We start from the raw sequence: 13,008 nt of genomic DNA, 5'->3' as shown, positions 1-13,008 counted from the left end.
CGTGCCCGTTCAACGAAAGACCATCATGAAGAAGTCCATTGCCGCTGTCCTCGTCGCCGCCTGCACCGCCCTTGCCGGCGTCTCGGCCTCCTTCCAGGCACAGGCGCAGAGCGACGCATCGACGGCCATCTCGCTGATGCCGGTGGCCTCCGTGCTCGTCACGGCCTCGGCTGTCGGTGCCTCGGCGGATTCTGTCGGCGGAGTGGTCAAGGCCTCCGCGGTGCTGCCCGCCGCGCTGTCGGTGGCCGGCTCCATGCTCACCGTGGTCGCGGTCGAAGCCTCGGCCGACGGCACGGTCTACGTGCTGGAGCGTGCCTCGGACGGCGCGCGCGCCAGCATCAGGGTGGCGGGGCGCGCCGCCAACTGCGTGTCGGCTGCCGTGGGCACCGGCGTCACCGTCAGCGTGATCGGCTCGGGCGTGGTGCTGTCGGCGGCCGGCGAGGTGCTGGCCTTCGTGCCCAACGCCATCGGCCGTGCGCTGCTCTACAACGAGAGGCTCTCGTGAAGCGCGCGCCGATACCTTGGGCCGCGCTCGGGCTTGCCCTGGCAGCGGCCCTGCCGATGCAGGCCCTGGCCGGCCGTTCATGCGAGCAGGTCAAGCCGACGCCCGCGGTGATCGTCAAGGGCATGGAGTTGGCCGAGCGCACCTCGCAGGCGCTCGACGCCAGCGGCGCGCGCGTGGTGATCCTGGCGCGCGCCGGGCAGGACCTGAGCAAGTACGGCCTGCGCTACTCGCACCTGGGCATCGCCTACAAGACCGACGCCGGCCCGTGGCGCGTGGTGCACAAGCTCAACCAGTGCGGCACCGCGGTGGCGTCGGTGTACCGGCAGGGGCTCGGCGAGTTCTTTCTCGACGACCTGTGGCGCTACGAGGCCGCCTGGGTCGTGCCCACGCCGGCCGTGCAGGCGCAGCTGATGGCCGCGCTGGACGAGCCGCCCGCGCGCATCGTGCGCATGAACATCGCGCCCTACAGCATCGTGAGCTACGCCTGGGGCCAGAAGTACCAGCAGTCGAACCAGTGGGCCGTCGAGACACTGGCCGCCGCGATGGAGCCCGCCACCATCGGCAACCGCGCGCAGGCGCAGGCATGGATGCAGTTCAAGGGCTACGAGCCCACCACGCTGAAGCTAGGGCCGCTCACCCGGCTGGGCGGGCGCGTGACCTCGGCCAACGTGGCCTTCGACGACCACCCCAACGACAAGCGCTTCAGCGACCGCATCGAGACGGTGACCGTCGATTCGGTGTTCGCCTGGCTGCCGCGCGCGGGGCTGGGCGCGGCGCCGGTGACGCTGAAGCTTCAATGACAAGGACCGGGTAACGACATGAGCAAATCCCTTCGCCTTTCCGAAAAATGGTTCCGCCGCGGCCTCTGGCTGGTGGCCTTCGTGTTCGCCAGCTTCCTCATCGGGCTGGGCAGCACCATCGTGGGCGACCTGCCGCAGGTCGAACGCGCGCGCGGCATCGACGACTTCATCGACCTGCGCGCCGCGCAGCCGCTTCGCGCGACCATCGCGGCCTCGGAAGCCACCGAGCTGAAGGCCGCGCGCGACCTCGACCAGATACGCCTGCAGCTGCAGGCCGCGCAGCAGGCCAACGCCAATGCGCGCGAGACCTTCGGCAACTGGCTCGCCACGCGCCGCGCCACCGCGCAGCCCGACCAGGACACCGAGCTCATCGCGCGCACCAAGGCGCTCGACGCATTCAAGCAGAAAGAAGAACAGGTGCAGCGCCAGGTCAATGCGCAGCAGCAGATCACGCTGGACGCGCGCCAGGCCGAGCAACGCGCGCGCACCGCGCTCGCCGAGCTGGAGCGCGACGCGCAGGTGAAGCTGGAAGCCGAGTACCGCCGCATCGAACTGCGCGTGTTCCTCTACCGGCTGGCGCTCACGCTGCCGCTGCTGGTGGTGGCCGGCTGGCTGTTCGCGAAGAAGCGCAAGAGCACCTACTGGCCCTTCGTGTGGGGCTTCATCTTCTTCGCGCTGTTCGCCTTCTTCGTCGAGCTGGTGCCCTACCTGCCGAGCTACGGCGGCTATGTGCGCTACGTGGTGGGCATCGTGCTCACGGTGCTGGTGGGGCGCTACGCCATCGTCGCGCTCAACCGCTACCTGGCGCGCCAGAAACTCGCCGAGCAGCAGCCCGACCAGGTGCGGCGCGAAGAGCTCAGCTACGACACCGCGCTCGCGCGCCTGGGCAAGGGCGTGTGCCCCGGCTGCGAGCGGCCGGTGGACCTGAAGAACGATGCCATCGACTTCTGCCCGCACTGCGGCATCGGCCTGTTCGACCACTGCGGCGTGTGCGAGACGCGCAAGAGCGCCTTCTCCAGGTTCTGCCACGCCTGCGGCACGGCGGCCGCGGCGTAGTCTGCGGATTCGGTCACGCCCCGCGCGCCGATCGACACACGGTGTAGCGGGGGCGCAGCGAGGCCGTGCTACAACGGCGGATTCCCAACCCCAGACGGAGCTAAAGCATGAGCATTTTCGGCAGCATCCTTTCCAAGATCTTCCCGGGCGCCAAGGCGGCCGAGGCCCCCGCGCCGGCACCGGCCCCCGTCGACGCGGCACCGGCCGATGCACCCGCACCCGCCGTGGCGGCGCCTCCGCCCGCCATTCCGCTGGGCGACGTGGCGGCAGTGCTCGACGGCATGCCGGGTTCGAAGAACCTCAACTGGCGCACCTCCATCGTCGACCTCATGAAGCTGCTCGGCCTGGACAGCAGCCTCGAGGCACGCAAGCAACTGGCCGCGGAACTGAGCTACGGCGAAGACACCAGCGACAGCGCCAAGATGAACATCTGGCTGCACCGCCAGGTCATGACCAAGCTGGCCGCCAACGGCGGCACGGTTCCGGCGGAACTCCGCGACTGATCCGCTCGCAGCGCAGACAGGAAAGCCCGGCATGCCGGGCTTTCTGCTTTGTGGAGAGGGCGAAAGGCTTCAGGTCCAGCCGGCATCCACCACGTAGTCCTGCGCGGTGCACATGCGCGAGTCGTCAGCCGCCAGGAAGAGCGCCATCGCTGCGATGTCCTCTGCCATCACGCGTCCTGGCAGGCATTGCGCCGCGTCGATCTCCGCGCCCGACTCGGGCTTGACCCACAGCTTGATCTGCCGCTCGGTCATCACCCAGCCCGGCACGATCGAATTCACGCGGATGTTCTGCTTGCCCAGGTCGCGCGCCAGCGAGCGCGTGAGGCCGCGCGCCGCCGCCTTGCAGGCCTGGTACACCGGGTAGCCCTTGCCCTTGATCATCCAGCTGATGGAGCCGAAGTTGACGATCGAGCCGCCGCCCAGCGCGCGCATGTCGTCGGCCACCGCCTGCGCGGCGAAGAACTGGTGCTTGAAGTTGACGGCCACGAGGCGGTCGAAGTCGTCGCTGGTCACGTCGGCCATCTCATGGCGGCGGTCGTTGGCCGCGTTGTTCAGCAGCACGGAGATCGGCCCGAAGCGCTGACGCACCGCGTCGATGGCGGCGGCGAGCGCGGCCGTGTCGGTCACGTCGCAGGGCACGAACAGCGCCGGATGCTCGCCCTGCAACTGCGCCGCCAGCGCGCTGCCGGCGGCGGTGTCGAGATCGCAGAAGCCGACCTTCGCGCCCTGCGCATGAAAGGACCGCACCAGCGATTCGCCGATGCCGCTGGCGCCGCCGGAGATGAACACGGTGCGCCCGGCCAGCGAGGGGTAGCGGGCGGTGTAGGGCGAAAGTTGTGATGCGTCGGTCATGGGAGTGCGGCAACGGCGTTGGAGACGAACGGCAAGCGTAGCGGATAGCGGCCGGCCGGTGTATGGCTTCCGGCGAATGGGCGGCGCGCCCGGGCGCGGCTACGCTTGCTTCCATGAAGACGAAGACACTGCCCCGCCGCCGCACCCTCATTGCGTTCGCGATGCTCGTTCCCGCCGCGCTGGCGGTGCGTTCGGTGCGCGCCCAGGCGGGCCCCGGCGGCGTTCAGCTCTTCAAGGTGGTCTCGCCGCGCGACGAGGTGATCGTGGGTGCCGATGCCGCGGTGCTCGGCACCGGCTCCGGTCCCGCCGTGGAACGGCTGGCCGCTCAGCTCGCGGCCAAGGGCCAGCTCACGCTGTGGCAGTACGCCTCGCACAAGGACGCGAGCGGCGCGCTGGTGCAGGCGCCGCTCAAGCAGGTCGTCGTCTTCAAGAACGATCTGCTGCGCATCGAGCCCTATGCGACGCCGCTGCCGATCCAGCCGCTGAAGTAGCGGCCGCTCTTCAGACGCCGCGTGCGCGCTCGGCCTTGAAGCGCGCGCGAAATTCCGTGAACGTGCCCGCATCGAGCGATTCGCGGATCTCGTTCATCAGATTCAGGTAGTAGTGCAGGTTGTGGATGGTCGTGAGCATCGGCCCGAGCATCTCGCCGCAGCGGTCGAGGTGATGCAGGTAGGCGCGGCTGAAGCCTTCGCGCCCGCCGTCGTTCCAGCTCACGCCCGAGGTGCCGGCGCAGGCGTGGCAGGTGCAGCTCGGGTCGATGGGCTGCGGGTCGCTCTTGTGGCGCGCGTTGCGCATCTTCAGGTCGCCGAAGCGGGTGAAGAGCGTGCCGTTGCGCGCGTTGCGCGTGGGCATCACGCAGTCGAACATGTCCACGCCGTCGGCCACGCCCTGCACCAGGTCTTCGGGCGTGCCCACGCCCATCAGGTAGCGCGGCTTGTTCGCCGGCAGCCGGTGCGGCGTGTGGCCCATGATGTGCAGCATCTCTTCCTTGGGCTCGCCCACGCTCACGCCGCCGATGGCGTAGCCGGGAAAGTCCATGTCGACCAGCGCGGCCAGCGATTCCTCGCGCAGGTTCTCGAACATGCCGCCCTGCACGATGCCGAAGAGCGCGTTCGGGTTCTCCAGCCGGTTGAACTCCGCCTGGCAGCGCTTGGCCCAGCGCAGGCTCAGTTCCATCGAGATGCGTGCCTCGGCCTCGGTCGTGATGTGGCCCTTGGTGTCGTAGGGCGTGCACTCGTCGAACTGCATCACGATGTCGCTGTTCAGGATGGTCTGGATCTGCATCGAGACCTCGGGCGTGAGGAACAGCTTGTCGCCGTTGACGGGCGATGCGAACTTCACGCCCTCTTCGCTGATCTTGCGCATCGCGCCCAGCGACCACACCTGGAAGCCGCCCGAGTCGGTAAGGATCGGCTTGTCCCACTTCTCGAACTGATGCAGCCCGCCGAAGCTGGCCATCACGTCCAGGCCGGGGCGCATCCACAGGTGGAAGGTGTTGCCCAGGATGATCTGCGCGCCCATTTCCTCCAGGCTGCGCGGCATCACGCCCTTGACGGTGCCGTAGGTGCCCACGGGCATGAAGATCGGCGTCTGCACCTTGCCGTGATTGAGCGTGAGCGTGGCGCGGCGCGCGTGGCTGCCGGGGTCGGTCTTGAGGAGTTCGAAGTTCAGCATGATGGTCGTCTCAATCTTGTTGGCGGGCCAGCAGCATGGCGTCGCCATAGCTGAAGAAGCGGTAGCGCTCGGCGATGGCATGGGCATACAGCGCCATCACCCGTTCGTAGCCCGCGAGGGCCGAGACCAGCATCATCAGCGTGCTCTTGGGCAGATGGAAGTTGGTCACCAGCAGGTCGACGTGCGCGAAGGCGAATCCCGGCGTGATGAAGATGCGCGTGTCGCCCGATGCCTCGCCGCTCTTGGCCCACGATTCGAGCGTGCGCACGGTGGTCGTGCCCACGGCCACGATGCGCCCGCCGCGCGCCTTGCATTCGGCAATGGCGCGTTGCGTAGCCTCGGGCACTTCGTAGCGCTCGGCGTGCATGGTGTGCTCCGAGATGTTCTCGGTCTTCACCGGCTGGAAGGTGCCGGCGCCCACATGCAGCGTGACGCTGGCGCGCTGCACGCCGCGCGCCTCGAGTTCGGCCAGCAGGCCTTCGTCGAAGTGCAGCGCGGCGGTGGGCGCGGCCACGGCGCCGGGCACGCGCGCGAACACGGTCTGGTAGCGGCTCTCGTCCTCGGCCGAATCGGTGTGCGTGATGTAGGGCGGCAGTGGCACGTGGCCGCAGCGTTCCATGAGCATGTAGGGGTTCTCGCCGGTGTCGCTCTCGAAGGCGAAGCGGAACAGCGCGCCGTCTTCGTCGGGCCAGCGGCCCAGCAGCGTGGCGCGGAAGCCGCCGACCATGTCGAGCGTGGTGCCCACGGGCGGTTTCTTGCTGACCTTCATGTGCGCGACCACCTCCTGGCCCTGCAGCACGCGCTCGACCAGCAGCTCGAGCTTGCCGCCGGTCGGCTTCTCGCCGAACAGGCGCGCCTTGACCACGCGCGTGTCGTTGAAGACCAGCAGGTCGCCCGCGCGCAGCAGCGAGGGCAGGTTCTTGAAGATGCGGTCGACCGGTGCGGGCCCCGTGCCGTCGAGCAGGCGGGAGGAGGTGCGTTCGGTGGCCGGGTGTTGCGCCACCAGCTCGGGTGGCAGGGCGAAGTCGAAATCGGAAAGCGTGAAGTCGCGCATGTTGCTTGAGGGCCGGACGGGCCCGTGCCAAGGAGGCGTGGGGAAGAAAAGAGAAAGCCGGGAGGCGGGCGGGATTGTCCCATGCCCGGAAAACGGGGCATCGAGGCGGGGCTATCGAGGCGTTTTGCCGAGGCAGAATCGGCGCATGCCTGATTCACATGCCGCGCGCATCGCATCCCAGCCCGGCCCTTCCGAAGGCGAGCTCTTCAAGAAGATCCTGGGGAGCAAGTGGCAGGGCCTGCACCCCGACATCCGCCGCCGCTTCGACAAGAACCCGTCGCCGGGCAAGGCGCTGCACTACCTCGGCGCGCTCAGCGAGCTGCGCTGCTCGCGTTTCGGCAAGCTGCTGGGGCACCTGACGCAGCCGATGATCCAGGGCGCGCTCATTCCCTACAGCGACGCCGACTTCCCGGTGGAGATCCAGGTCTACGCCAAGCCGCGCGACCCGGCCATCTACAAGCAGCGCATCTACCGGCTGCACGGGCGCAAGCCGATCCAGTTCACCAGCTTCATGCGCGAGAGCGAGCGCGGCGAGGTGCTGGAGTACGTGGGCATGGGCCTGGGCATGAAGCTGGTGCTGAGCGTCGAAGCCAACGGCAGCCTGCATTTCCAGAGCGACGGCTACTTCTGGGACGTGCTGGGCTGGCGCATTCCGCTGCCCGGCCTGCTCACGCCCGGCAAGACGTTCCTGTGGCACCACAACGAGACGCCGGAGCGCTTCAACATCCGCATCGAGATCCGCCACCGGCTGCTGGGTACCACCTTCACCCAGGTCGGCGTGTTCGAGGAAGTGGCCGAGCCCGAGGCGGTGGCCGCATGACGATCGACACCCACCTGCTGGCGCTGCAGCTCATGGCCGCCCAGGGGCTGATGGGCGCGTTCGACACGCTCTATCACCACGAAGGCACCGAGGCGCTGGCGCAGCGCAACACCGCGCGGCGCGAGCTGTCCATTCACGCGGTGCGCTCGTCGATCTACTGCGCGATATTCATCGGGCTGTCGTCGTGGGCCTGGCACGGCGCGTGGGCCTGGGTGCTGCTCGCGGTGTTCGGCGTCGAGATCGTGCTCACGCTGTGGGACTTCGTGGTGGAAGACGGCAGCCGCCTGCTGCCGCCCACCGAGCGCGTCACGCACACGGTGCTGGCCATCAACGCTGGCGCGTTCATCGCGCTGCTGGCCATGAACGCGGTCGACTGGGCGGCGCAGCCCACGGCGCTCGTGTGGCAGCCGCAAGGCTGGCTCGGCGCTTTCCTCGCGCTGTGCGGCGTGGGCGTGGGCATCTCGGGGCTGCGCGACGGGCTGGCGGCGCGCGCGCTGTTCCGCCGCACCGCGCAGGAAGAACAGCGCGCGGCCGATGCGCCGGTGCGCTTCGGCGGCAAGCCGCGGCATGTGCTGGTGACCGGTGGCACCGGCTTCATCGGCCAGATCCTGGTGCGCCACCTGTTGGCGGACGGCCATGCGGTGACGGTGTGGACGCGCGACGCCCGCTCGGCCGCCTGGGGCTTCGGCGGCGCGGTGCGCTGCGTGCAGGCGCTCGAACAGATCCCGGCGACCGACGATGTCGACGTGGTCGTCAACCTGGCGGGCGCACGCATCCTCGGCCAGCGCTGGAGCGAGCGGCGCCAGCGCCGGCTGATGCAAAGCCGCGCGGGCCTGACGGACACGCTGGTCGCGTGGATCGCCGCTCGCCCGCGCAAGCCCTGGCTGCTGCTGTCGGGCTCGGCCATCGGCTACTACGGCGTGCAGCCGCAGGGCGACATCGCCGAGCTGACCGAAGACGCCCCGCCGCAGGACATCTTCATGTCGACCCTGTGCCAGGCCTGGGAGCAGGCGGCGCGGGGTGCACTTGCGCACGGCGTGCGGGTGGCCTGCATGCGATTCGGCTTCGTGCTGGGCCACCAGGGCTCGCTGCCGCAACTGCTGCTGCCCGTGGCGCTCGGCATGGGCGGTCGGCTGGGCAGCGGGCGGCAGTGGCTGTCGTGGGTGCATGTGCATGACGTGATCCGCGCGATGGCCCATGTGTGGCGCCTGGCCGAGCAGGCCGGCGGCGATGCCGAGGCCGCGCAGGTTTTCAACTTCACCGCGCCCGGCGCGCTCACGCAGGAAGAATTCACCCGCGTAGCGGCCAGCGTGATGCACCGTCCCTGCTGGATGCCCACGCCCGCCGCGCCGGTCCGGCTGCTGCTGGGCGAGCAGGCCGACCTGCTGCTCGAAGGGCAGCGCGTGGTGCCCGCGCGCCTGCTGCAGACCGGCTTCCAATTCGCGTTCCCCGATGCGCGCAGCGCCTTGACGGACCTTTGCCGCCCGCGCTAGAAGCTTCGCCCGTGCCGCCCAAGAAACCCATTCCACCACCCGCGGCCGACGCGGCAGCCACCGCGGCGGCGCCGCCGCAGCCGCCCGGCGCCGGCCTGAGCCAGGTACAGCGCGCGCTGCGCAAGCTGGGCCTGGTGCGCGACATCGACTTCGCGCTCTATCTGCCGATGCGCTACGAGGACGAGACCCGCATCGTGCGCCTGGCCGACACGCGCGACGGCGACCTGGCACAGGTCGAGGGCGTGGTCACCGAATGCGAGGTGGTGTACCGGCCGCGCCGGCAGCTCATCGCCACCATCGACGACGGCAGCGACACCTGCCAGCTGCGCTTCTTCAATTTCTATCCGTCGCAGCAGAAGCAGCTCGCGGTCGGCGCGCGGGTGCGCGTGCGCGGCGAGATGCGCGGCGGCTTCGTGGGCCGGCAGATCATGCATCCCACGGTGAAGGCCGCCGGCACCGCGCTGCCCAATGCGCTCACGCCCGTCTACTCGACCGTGGCCGGCCTGGCGCAGCCGGTGTTGCGGCGCGAGGTGCGCTCGGGCCTGGCGCGGGCGGTGCTCGACGAGACCGTTCCGGTGCAGATCGGCTTTCGCGGCGCCTGGGACCTGCGTGCCTCGCTGAGCTTCCTGCACTACCCGACGCCCGACGTGGCGATGGCCACGCTCGAAGACCACAGCCACCCGGCATGGCAGCGCATCAAGGCCGAGGAACTGCTCGCGCAGCAGCTGTCGCAATTGCAGGCACGGCTGGAGCGCGCGGCGCAGCGCGCGCCGGTGCTGCCTTCGCCCGCCGAGCCGTTGGCGAGTTCGCTGCATGCGCAGCTGCTCGCGGTGCTGCCCTTCGGCCTGACCGGCGCGCAGCAGCGGGTGGGCGAAGAGATCACGCGCGACCTGTGCCGCGAGATTCCCATGCACCGGCTGCTGCAGGGCGACGTGGGATCGGGCAAGACGGTGGTGGCCGCGCTGGCGGCCGCGCGCGCCATCGACGCCGGCTTCCAGTGCGCGCTGATGGCGCCCACCGAAATCCTCGCCGCCCAGCACTTCGGCAAGCTGGTCGGCTGGCTCGATCCGCTGCTGGCCGAGCGCGGCCTGCGCGTGGCCTGGCTCACGGGCAGCCAGAAGAAGAAGGAGCGCGACGAAATGTCGGCGGCGGTGGAGAGCGGCGAGGCCGCGCTGGTCATCGGCACGCATGCCGTCATCTCGGAGAAGGTGCGCTTCAAGAACCTCGCGCTGGCCATCATCGACGAGCAGCATCGCTTCGGCGTGGCGCAGCGCCTCGCCTTGCGCGGCAAAGCGGTAGGCGAGCTGGAACCGCACCTGCTGATGATGAGCGCTACGCCCATCCCGCGCACGCTGGCCATGAGCTACTACGCCGACCTCGACGTGTCCACGCTCGACGAGCTGCCGCCGGGCCGCACGCCCATCGTCACCAAGCTGGTGGCCGACCACCGGCGCGACGAAGTCATCGACCGCATCCATGCGCAGATCGCGCAGGGCCGGCAGGTCTACTGGGTGTGCCCGCTGATCGAGGAAAGCGAGGCGGTCGACCTGCGCAACGCCACCGAGACCCGCGACGAGCTGACCGGCACGCTGGGCGAGCCGATCCAGGTCGGCCTGCTGCATTCGCGCATGCCCACGGCCGAGAAGCAGGCGGTGATGGCCGCCTTCACCGCCAACGAGATCCAGGTGCTGGTGAGCACCACCGTGATCGAAGTGGGCGTGGACGTGCCCAATGCCTCGCTGATGGTGATCGAGCATGCCGAGCGCTTCGGCCTCTCGCAGCTGCACCAGCTGCGCGGCCGGGTGGGGCGCGGCGCGGCGGCGTCGGCCTGCGTGCTGCTCTATGCGCCGGGCGACAGCGGGCGCGTGGGCGAGGCCGCGCGCGCCCGGCTCAAGGCGATGGCCGAAACCGGAGACGGCTTCGAGATCGCGCGGCGCGACCTGGAGATTCGCGGACCGGGCGAGTTCCTGGGCGCGCGCCAGTCGGGCGCGCCGCTGCTGCGCTTTGCCGACCTCACGACCGACACGCTGCTGCTCGACTGGGCGCGCGAGCTCGCGCCGGTGATGCTGCAGAAGCACCCCGACCTGGCCCAGCGCCACATCGACCGCTGGCTCGGCACCAAGGCCGAGTACCTCAAGGCCTGAGAGGGCTCAGCCTGCAGGCCGGCGCGTGAAGGCCAGGATGAGCCCGAAGCCGACCATCATGCTGCCGCTGATGCGGTTGAACCAGCGCATCGCGCGGCTGCCGTTGGCCATGCGGCGCATGCGCGCGCCGAGCAGGGCATAGAGCGCGATCGCGACCAGCTCGAACACCAGGAAGGTCACGCCCAGCAGCAGGTAGCTGCTGGCGTACGCGCCCGGCACCACGAACTGCGGAAAGAAGGCGGTGAACACCAGGATCGCCTTCGGGTTGCCGGCCGCCACGGTGAACTCCTGCCGCGCCAGCGCGCGCATCGACGGCGGCGCGGATGCATCGCGCGCCTGCACCTCGGCCGTGGGCGCCGGCGCGCGCAGCAGGCGGATGCCGATCCACACGAGGTACGCCGCGCCGATGTACTTGATGACGTCGAAGGCCATCTCCGACGCCACCAGCACCGCGCCCATGCCCAGGCCCGCGATGGCGATCATGATCGCGAAGGCCACCAAGCGCCCGCTGGCCGCGATGACCGCCGGCGACACGCCGTGCTTCGCGCCGTTGGTCACGGACAGCAGGTTGTTGGGGCCGAAGGCCATGTTGATGGCGAAGCAGGCCGGCAGGAAGAGCAGGTAGGCAGACAGGGTCATGGCGTATCCGTCAGCGGAGCATTGCGGGGAGGCCATTATTCTTCCACCGCCATTCCCTTCGGACACACCGACACCTCGACGATCGCCATGACACCACCCCAATCCCTTTTGAAGATGCGCAAGGCCGTGCAGGCCGACCTTCCCGTCATCGTCGCCATGCTGGCCGACGACGTGCTCGGCGCCGCGCGCGAACGCCCGGGCGACACGGCCCTCTACGAAGCCGCCTTGCGGCGCATCGAGGCACAGGACGGCAACCAGCTGCTGGTGGCCGAATTGCCCGAAGGCGTGGTCGGCTGCCTGCAGCTCATCGTCATTCCCGGGCTGGGCCTGCAGGGCGCGGTGCGCGGGCAGATCGAGGGCGTGCGCGTGGCGTCCAGCCAGCGCGGGCAGCGCATCGGCGAGCAGATGATCGCGTTCGCCATCGACGCCGCCCGGGCCGCGGGCTGCCGGCTGGTGCAGCTCACCACCGACAAGCGCCGCACCGACGCGCACCGCTTCTACGAACGCCTGGGCTTCAAGGCCACGCACGAGGGCATGAAGCTCGAACTGGCCTGAGGCTCAGGGCTCCGGTCAGCCGTCGACGCCGCCCTGCGGCATCTGCCGCGCGTACACCGCGAGCACGATGCGCTCGGAGTGGATCAGGTAGTCGTTCAGCGCCGCCGAGCCCTCGGCGAACTTGCCGGCCTCGATGAGTTCGAGCAGCTTGGTGTTCATGTCCACGTAGGGCGCGTGCAGGAACTCCGGGTCTTTCAGCAGGCCGAAGGCCAGCCGCAGTTCGACCAGGATGTGGGCGAACAGCACGTTCAGCCGCTCGCTGTCGGCCAGTTCCACGATGCCCTTGTGGAACTCCATGTTGGCCGTGCCCACGCCCAGCCAGTCGCCGGCCTCGCGGCACTTCAGCGCCAGCTCCACCGCTTCTCGCATGTGCTTCTTGGCCGGGTGGCGGGGGTAGGCCTGCGCCAGTGCCTGGCACTCGATGAGCCGGCGCACGCGGTAGATGTCGATGATCGACGCGATGCTGGGCACCGCCACGAACACGCCTCGGTTCGGCGCGTGCTTGAGCAGGCCTTCCTTGGTCAGCGTGCGGAACACCTCGCGCAGGGTGTTGCGCGAAATCTCGAAGCTGTCGGCCAGCGCGGCCTCGGACAACCGCTGCCCGGGCGAGAACTCGCCCTTCACGATCTTCTGGCGGATGAGCTCGGCCACCCGGTCGTTGAGCGTCTGCGTGCCCGCGGCCGGCGTGGCGGGCGGAGTGGGGAAAACCTGTCGATTCATGCCGGGAGGTAGGTGAGGGAGGCGTCGGTGCCGCGCGTTTGTAGCAGATTTCCCCCGCGCCCCGGCGCACCGGATTGCAGCGCGATCAGGGTTTCCATGGGGTCATCCCGGCACCTTTGTTGGGCACACTTCGATGGATTGTTCAACAATTTAAAGAATATGAGTGATTCAGATGGTTTGAATTGCTCATTCA

The 13,008-nt window shown here is 69.3% G+C and carries 14 protein-coding genes; 9 read left to right on the top strand and 5 right to left on the bottom strand.

The features are described 5' to 3' along the window. Positions 1-25 precede the first annotated feature (25 nt). The 4 genes from L3V85_RS32150 (at position 26) to L3V85_RS32135 (ending at position 2,864) form a co-directional block, all read left to right on the top strand. On the top strand, positions 26-505 hold the full coding sequence (locus L3V85_RS32150; RefSeq protein WP_237676633.1) for a hypothetical protein: 480 nt from the start codon (positions 26-28) through the stop codon (positions 503-505). Continuing rightward, positions 502-1,305 carry a DUF2145 domain-containing protein gene (locus L3V85_RS32145; RefSeq protein ID WP_237676632.1) on the top strand — a complete coding sequence of 268 codons (804 nt, stop codon included), beginning with the start codon at positions 502-504 and terminating at the stop codon, positions 1,303-1,305. The genes L3V85_RS32150 and L3V85_RS32145 overlap by 4 nt, the downstream gene beginning before the upstream one ends. Before the next feature lie 18 nt (positions 1,306-1,323). After that, positions 1,324-2,361: a serine endopeptidase gene (locus tag L3V85_RS32140; RefSeq protein WP_237676631.1), complete on the top strand. Its 1,038-nt coding sequence runs from the start codon at positions 1,324-1,326 to the stop codon at positions 2,359-2,361. A 107-nt stretch (positions 2,362-2,468) separates the two neighbouring features. Then, positions 2,469-2,864, top strand: coding sequence for a DUF3597 domain-containing protein (locus tag L3V85_RS32135; protein WP_237676630.1), 396 nt, complete (start codon positions 2,469-2,471; stop codon positions 2,862-2,864). 69 nt (positions 2,865-2,933) lie between these two features. Here L3V85_RS32135 and L3V85_RS32130 read toward each other — a convergent pair whose 3' ends face one another. Further along, complete coding sequence (locus L3V85_RS32130; protein WP_237676629.1) at positions 2,934-3,716, bottom strand: SDR family NAD(P)-dependent oxidoreductase; 783 nt, start codon at positions 3,714-3,716, stop codon at positions 2,934-2,936. A 113-nt stretch (positions 3,717-3,829) separates the two neighbouring features. On the opposite strand from L3V85_RS32130, the gene L3V85_RS32125 reads away from it, so the two are divergent. After that, entirely contained in the window at positions 3,830-4,207 is a 378-nt protein-coding gene (locus tag L3V85_RS32125; RefSeq protein WP_237676628.1) for a hypothetical protein, read from the top strand. A gap of 10 nt (positions 4,208-4,217) precedes the next feature. Here the strand turns inward: L3V85_RS32125 and tgt are convergent, their stop codons facing one another. Together tgt and queA are read right to left on the bottom strand one after the other, a co-directional pair. After that, positions 4,218-5,390, bottom strand: coding sequence for a tRNA guanosine(34) transglycosylase Tgt (gene tgt / locus L3V85_RS32120; RefSeq protein WP_237676627.1), 1,173 nt, complete (start codon positions 5,388-5,390; stop codon positions 4,218-4,220). A 10-nt stretch (positions 5,391-5,400) separates the two neighbouring features. Continuing rightward, positions 5,401-6,444 carry a tRNA preQ1(34) S-adenosylmethionine ribosyltransferase-isomerase QueA gene (queA, locus tag L3V85_RS32115; protein ID WP_237676626.1) on the bottom strand — a complete coding sequence of 348 codons (1,044 nt, stop codon included), beginning with the start codon at positions 6,442-6,444 and terminating at the stop codon, positions 5,401-5,403. A gap of 145 nt (positions 6,445-6,589) precedes the next feature. Here queA and L3V85_RS32110 point away from each other — a divergent pair, with 145 nt between their 5' ends. The 3 genes from L3V85_RS32110 to recG are packed head-to-tail and all read left to right on the top strand — an operon-like array spanning position 6,590 to position 10,901. After that, positions 6,590-7,264, top strand: a complete 675-nt coding sequence (locus L3V85_RS32110) for a DUF4166 domain-containing protein (protein WP_237676625.1) — start codon at positions 6,590-6,592, stop codon at positions 7,262-7,264. Then, positions 7,261-8,757, top strand: coding sequence for a TIGR01777 family oxidoreductase (locus tag L3V85_RS32105; RefSeq protein ID WP_237676624.1), 1,497 nt, complete (start codon positions 7,261-7,263; stop codon positions 8,755-8,757). The genes L3V85_RS32110 and L3V85_RS32105 overlap by 4 nt, the downstream gene beginning before the upstream one ends. A gap of 11 nt (positions 8,758-8,768) precedes the next feature. Next, positions 8,769-10,901: an ATP-dependent DNA helicase RecG gene (recG, locus tag L3V85_RS32100; protein WP_237676623.1), complete on the top strand. Its 2,133-nt coding sequence runs from the start codon at positions 8,769-8,771 to the stop codon at positions 10,899-10,901. Positions 10,902-10,907: 6 nt separating this feature from the next. Here the strand turns inward: recG and L3V85_RS32095 are convergent, their stop codons facing one another. After that, positions 10,908-11,540, bottom strand: coding sequence for a LysE family translocator (locus L3V85_RS32095; RefSeq protein ID WP_237676622.1), 633 nt, complete (start codon positions 11,538-11,540; stop codon positions 10,908-10,910). Between the two features lie 87 nt (positions 11,541-11,627). Between L3V85_RS32095 and L3V85_RS32090 the strand changes: the two genes are divergently transcribed. Continuing rightward, positions 11,628-12,095, top strand: a complete 468-nt coding sequence (locus tag L3V85_RS32090; protein ID WP_237676621.1) for a GNAT family N-acetyltransferase — start codon at positions 11,628-11,630, stop codon at positions 12,093-12,095. 15 nt (positions 12,096-12,110) lie between these two features. On the opposite strand, the gene L3V85_RS32085 is transcribed toward L3V85_RS32090, so the two are convergent. Next, positions 12,111-12,815 (bottom strand): GntR family transcriptional regulator, encoded by a 705-nt coding sequence (locus L3V85_RS32085; protein WP_237676620.1) that lies wholly within the window; start codon positions 12,813-12,815, stop codon positions 12,111-12,113. Positions 12,816-13,008 lie beyond the last annotated feature (193 nt).

The organism is Variovorax paradoxus (assembly GCF_022009635.1).
Lineage (GTDB): Bacteria > Pseudomonadota > Gammaproteobacteria > Burkholderiales > Burkholderiaceae_C > Variovorax.
Note: the sequence above shows the minus strand (reverse complement) of the source record. Positions and strands in the feature narration are given on the sequence as shown.

Excerpts from the sequence above, each read along its gene's own strand:
- L3V85_RS32130 (WP_237676629.1), bottom strand. The coding sequence starts at position 3,716 with ATGACCGACGCATCACAACTTTCGCCCTACACCGCCCGCTACCCCTCG.
- L3V85_RS32135 (WP_237676630.1), top strand. The coding sequence starts at position 2,469 with ATGAGCATTTTCGGCAGCATCCTTTCCAAGATCTTCCCGGGCGCCAAG.
- tgt (WP_237676627.1), bottom strand. The coding sequence starts at position 5,390 with ATGCTGAACTTCGAACTCCTCAAGACCGACCCCGGCAGCCACGCGCGC.
- L3V85_RS32150 (WP_237676633.1), top strand. The coding sequence starts at position 26 with ATGAAGAAGTCCATTGCCGCTGTCCTCGTCGCCGCCTGCACCGCCCTT.
- L3V85_RS32105 (WP_237676624.1), top strand. The coding sequence starts at position 7,261 with ATGACGATCGACACCCACCTGCTGGCGCTGCAGCTCATGGCCGCCCAG.
- L3V85_RS32085 (WP_237676620.1), bottom strand. The coding sequence starts at position 12,815 with ATGAATCGACAGGTTTTCCCCACTCCGCCCGCCACGCCGGCCGCGGGC.
- L3V85_RS32095 (WP_237676622.1), bottom strand. The coding sequence starts at position 11,540 with ATGACCCTGTCTGCCTACCTGCTCTTCCTGCCGGCCTGCTTCGCCATC.
- L3V85_RS32140 (WP_237676631.1), top strand. The coding sequence starts at position 1,324 with ATGAGCAAATCCCTTCGCCTTTCCGAAAAATGGTTCCGCCGCGGCCTC.
- L3V85_RS32125 (WP_237676628.1), top strand. The coding sequence starts at position 3,830 with ATGAAGACGAAGACACTGCCCCGCCGCCGCACCCTCATTGCGTTCGCG.
- L3V85_RS32110 (WP_237676625.1), top strand. The coding sequence starts at position 6,590 with ATGCCTGATTCACATGCCGCGCGCATCGCATCCCAGCCCGGCCCTTCC.
- L3V85_RS32090 (WP_237676621.1), top strand. The coding sequence starts at position 11,628 with ATGACACCACCCCAATCCCTTTTGAAGATGCGCAAGGCCGTGCAGGCC.
- queA (WP_237676626.1), bottom strand. The coding sequence starts at position 6,444 with ATGCGCGACTTCACGCTTTCCGATTTCGACTTCGCCCTGCCACCCGAG.